Source organism: Rhodoplanes sp. SY1, from assembly GCF_046000175.1.
Classification (GTDB): domain Bacteria; phylum Pseudomonadota; class Alphaproteobacteria; order Rhizobiales; family Xanthobacteraceae; genus Rhodoplanes.
The window spans coordinates 1-3,584 of record NZ_JBEOMB010000144.1 but is presented as its reverse complement, the minus strand read 5'-3'; the positions used below and the strand labels follow the sequence as shown (position 1 = coordinate 3,584).

Genomic DNA, 3,584 nt, shown 5'->3' with positions numbered 1-3,584 from the left:
GCCCCCTCACCCGGACGTCGCGCCTGGCGGCGCAACATCCGACCTCTCCCCGCACGCGGGGAGAGGTGAAGACTCCGAGCCTCGACGACTTGAAGACTCTTCAGATCCTCGGTCCTGATCACTTCGGAGCCGCGATGACCCGCTCCCTCACCTTTCGCGCCGCCATCGTGTCGGTGCTCCTGTTCTCCGCCTTCGTGCTGGTGTGGCACCTGGCGACGCGCGGCAGCGGCGCGACCGTCGCGATGGATCCCGAATACGCCAAGCTGATGGGCGCGACCGCGACGACCGGCAAGTCGGCGATGCCGGGCCCGCTCGACGTCGCCGCCACGGTGTGGGGTCATCTGAAGGATCCGTTCTACGACCGCGGCACCAACGACAAGGGGCTCGGCATTCAGCTCGGCTGGTCGATCCTTCGCGTCATGATCGGCTATCTGCTCGCCGTAGCGGTGGCGCTTCCCGTCGGCTTCCTGATCGGCATGTCGCCGCTGATGAGCCGGGCGCTCGATCCTTTCATCCAGGTGCTGAAACCGATCTCGCCGCTCGCCTGGATGCCGCTCGCGCTCTACACCATCAAGGACTCCGGCCTCTCGGCCGTGTTCGTGATCTTCATCTGCTCGCTGTGGCCGATGCTGGTGAACACCGCCTTCGGGGTCGCCTCGGTGCGCAAGGAGTGGATCAACGTCGCCCGCACCCTCGAGGTCGGCACGCTGCGCCGCATCTTCACGGTGCTGCTGCCAGCCGCGGCACCGACCATCCTGACCGGCATGCGCATCTCGATCGGCATCGCCTGGCTCGTCATCGTCGCGGCCGAGATGCTGGTCGGCGGCACCGGCATCGGCTACTTCGTCTGGAACGAGTGGAACAATCTCTCGATCACCAACGTGATCACGGCGATCCTGGTGATCGGCGTCGTCGGCATGATCCTCGACCAGATCCTCGCCCGCGCCACCCGCGCCGTCACGTTCCCGGAGTGAGGGGGATGCGGATCGCACAGACCTCGTGTCCCGGGCGCGGCGCAGCACGAAGTGTTGCGCCGCAGAACCGGGACCCAAACAGACGCTCGGCATCTTGGCTCCTGGGTCCCGGGTCGGCGGTGCAGCGTTGCACGCTGCACCGCGCCCGGGACACGAGGCACGGCTCATGACCCAGAAATTCATCTCCATCGAAGGCATTTCCAAGCGCTTCCCGGCGGCCGGGGGCGGCGTCACGACCGTGTTCGAGGATCTGTGGCTCGGCATGGAGCGCGGCACCTTCACGTGCGTGATCGGCCATTCGGGCTGCGGCAAGACGACCGTGCTCAACGTGCTGGCCGGGCTCGACCGGCCGAGCGACGGCGCCGTCATCGTCGACAACCAGGCGATCGAGGGGCCGAGCCTCGACCGCGCCGTGATCTTCCAGAGCCACGCGCTGCTGCCCTGGCTCACCGTGATGGGCAACGTCGCCTATGCGGTGGCGTCGAAATGGCGGCGCTGGTCGCGCGCCGAGGTGGAGGAGCACGCCCAGAAGTTCATCGCGCTGGTCGGGCTCTCGGGCGCCGAGCGCAAGCGCCCGGCGGAGCTGTCCGGCGGCATGAAGCAGCGCGTCGGCATCGCTCGCGCGCTGTCGATCGAGCCGAAGATCCTTCTCATGGACGAGCCGTTCTCGGCCCTCGACGCGCTCACCCGCGGGACCCTGCAGGACGAGGTGCGGCGCATCTGCCAGGAGACCGGCCAGACCGTGTTCATGATCACCCACGACGTCGACGAGGCGATCTATCTGGCCGACCGCATCGTGCTGATGACCAACGGCCCGCAGGCCGTTCTGGCCGAGATCGTCGACAACCCGCTGCCCGCCGACCGGGCCCGCAACGACGTCCACAAGCATCCGCTCTACTACGCGGTGCGCAATCACGTCGTCGACTTCCTGGTCACCCGCTCGAAGAGCTTTTCCGACGCCGACAAAACGGCGCTCGACCGCCGCAACCCGCCGATCGTCCGCCCCGGCGCCCCGGAGCCCGCCGTGGTGGGCGGTCCTGATCAGAACTCCGATTCGCCGCGGGCGCTGCGCGGCTCCCTCTCCCCGGCGGGGAGAGGGCTGGGGTGAGGGGGAACGGGCGCAGGTTGGTTCATCGAGAGGACGGCACCCCCTCACCCGGATCTCGCGCGATCGCGCGAGATCCGACCTCTCCCCGTCGGGGAGAGGTGAACACGTTTCCGGACGTGTGACAGACGATTCGATCGCATTTCAGAGGAGACCCATCATGATCCGTTCCGACCTCACCGAGAAGATCCTCGACATCAAGCGCGAGAAGGGCTGGACCTGGAAGCACATCTGCGACGAGATCGGCGGCTTCTCGCCGGTGCTGCTCGTCGGCGCCCTGCTCGGCCAGCACAAGCTGACCAAGCCGCAGGCCGCCAAGGCGGGCGAGCTGTTCGGCCTCTCCAAGGCCGAGACCGCGATGCTCAACGAGGTGCCGATGCGCGGCGCCGACGCCGTGATGCCGCCGACCGACCCGCTGATCTACCGCTTCTACGAGCTGGTGCTGGTCAACGGCCCGGCCTGGAAGGCGCTGATCGAGGAGGAGTTCGGCGACGGCATCATGTCGGCGATCGACTTCGACATGCAGATGGAGCGCCTGCCCGACCCGAAGGGCGACCGCGTGAAGATCACGATGTCGGGCAAGTTCCTGCCCTTCAAGTATTACGGCGCCTCCGGCAACGTGCCGGCCTACGGCTACAAGGAGGAGTAGGCGCCGCGCGCCTTTCCGACGTGCCGGCGGCCCGGGCGAACGCCGCGTCCGGGCCGCCGTTTTGATTCACGTGATCAGCTTTGCCGCTCGGTTCGCGTTCCGAACGCGAGGCCCGATCTTTTCCTGAAAGCGAACAGCACTGTGCCGCAGCGCACACTATTCGCTGCGGCACGGCATAGGTATATCTACGAGCATCCGACATGGACCTGCGCAGCGCCTTCGCCCGCGCCACGCGATCCTTTTGGCCGCTCTCCAGGATGCTAGACCATGCTCTCGCTCGCCCTCAACGCCGCCCTCGCCGTCTATGGCGCGATCTTTCTCGCCGGCGCCCAGGCGTTCGCGCCGGCCGATCCCTACACGCAGGCGCTCGGCTTCGCGGTGGCGGGCCACGATCGCGCCGCCGTCAAGGCCGTCGATCAGGAGGCCTGCGTGTTCGCCGTGGACGACACCGTCATCCATCTCGGCGCGATCGACCGGGCGCGTCTCGGCTTCGCCCTGATGACGGCCCAGACCGGCTGGGGGCCGATCCGGCACGTCGCCGTCACGCTGCATGGCGAGACCCCGGTCTACGAGCGCATCGAGAAGGGGCTCGACGAGGAAGGCCCGTGGGACGACGAGGCGGTCCGCATGCTCAAGCGCATGGTCAAGGCGCGCAGCCCGGAGCTGTTCCACGACCGCCGGGTGGTCGAGACCGACGTCACGCTGAAGCTGCCGACCAGCGACATCGAGCGGGTCCGGGAGGACTGGGCCACGGCGATGCGGGGCTGCGCCGCCCGCAAGCCGCTGCGCGCCACTCCTGGCCCGGCGATGCCGGGCGGCGCGCCGATGCCGGGCGGGGCGGCGACGCCGGACGGCG

At 68.3% G+C, this 3,584-nt stretch carries 4 protein-coding genes; all 4 read left to right on the top strand.

Annotated elements, in window-relative coordinates:
• The first annotated feature begins 134 nt into the window (after positions 1–134).
• Positions 135–974 carry a nitrate ABC transporter permease gene (gene ntrB / locus ABTU92_RS25975; RefSeq protein WP_111360725.1) on the top strand — a complete coding sequence of 280 codons (840 nt, stop codon included), beginning with the start codon at positions 135–137 and terminating at the stop codon, positions 972–974.
• A 166-nt stretch (positions 975–1,140) separates the two neighbouring features.
• On the top strand, positions 1,141–2,082 hold the full coding sequence (locus tag ABTU92_RS25970; RefSeq protein WP_408094502.1) for an ABC transporter ATP-binding protein: 942 nt from the start codon (positions 1,141–1,143) through the stop codon (positions 2,080–2,082).
• 157 nt (positions 2,083–2,239) lie between these two features.
• Positions 2,240–2,728 (top strand): cyanase, encoded by a 489-nt coding sequence (cynS, locus tag ABTU92_RS25965; protein ID WP_408094501.1) that lies wholly within the window; start codon positions 2,240–2,242, stop codon positions 2,726–2,728.
• Positions 2,729–2,995: 267 nt separating this feature from the next.
• Positions 2,996–3,584 (top strand): hypothetical protein (locus ABTU92_RS25960; protein ID WP_408094500.1); only part of this gene is annotated, 589 nt, incomplete at its 3' end.

Bases quoted from the DNA above. Each gene is read 5' to 3' on its own strand.
- ntrB (WP_111360725.1), top strand. From the start codon at position 135: ATGACCCGCTCCCTCACCTTTCGCGCCGCCATCGTGTCGGTGCTCCTG.
- ABTU92_RS25970 (WP_408094502.1), top strand. From the start codon at position 1,141: ATGACCCAGAAATTCATCTCCATCGAAGGCATTTCCAAGCGCTTCCCG.
- cynS (WP_408094501.1), top strand. From the start codon at position 2,240: ATGATCCGTTCCGACCTCACCGAGAAGATCCTCGACATCAAGCGCGAG.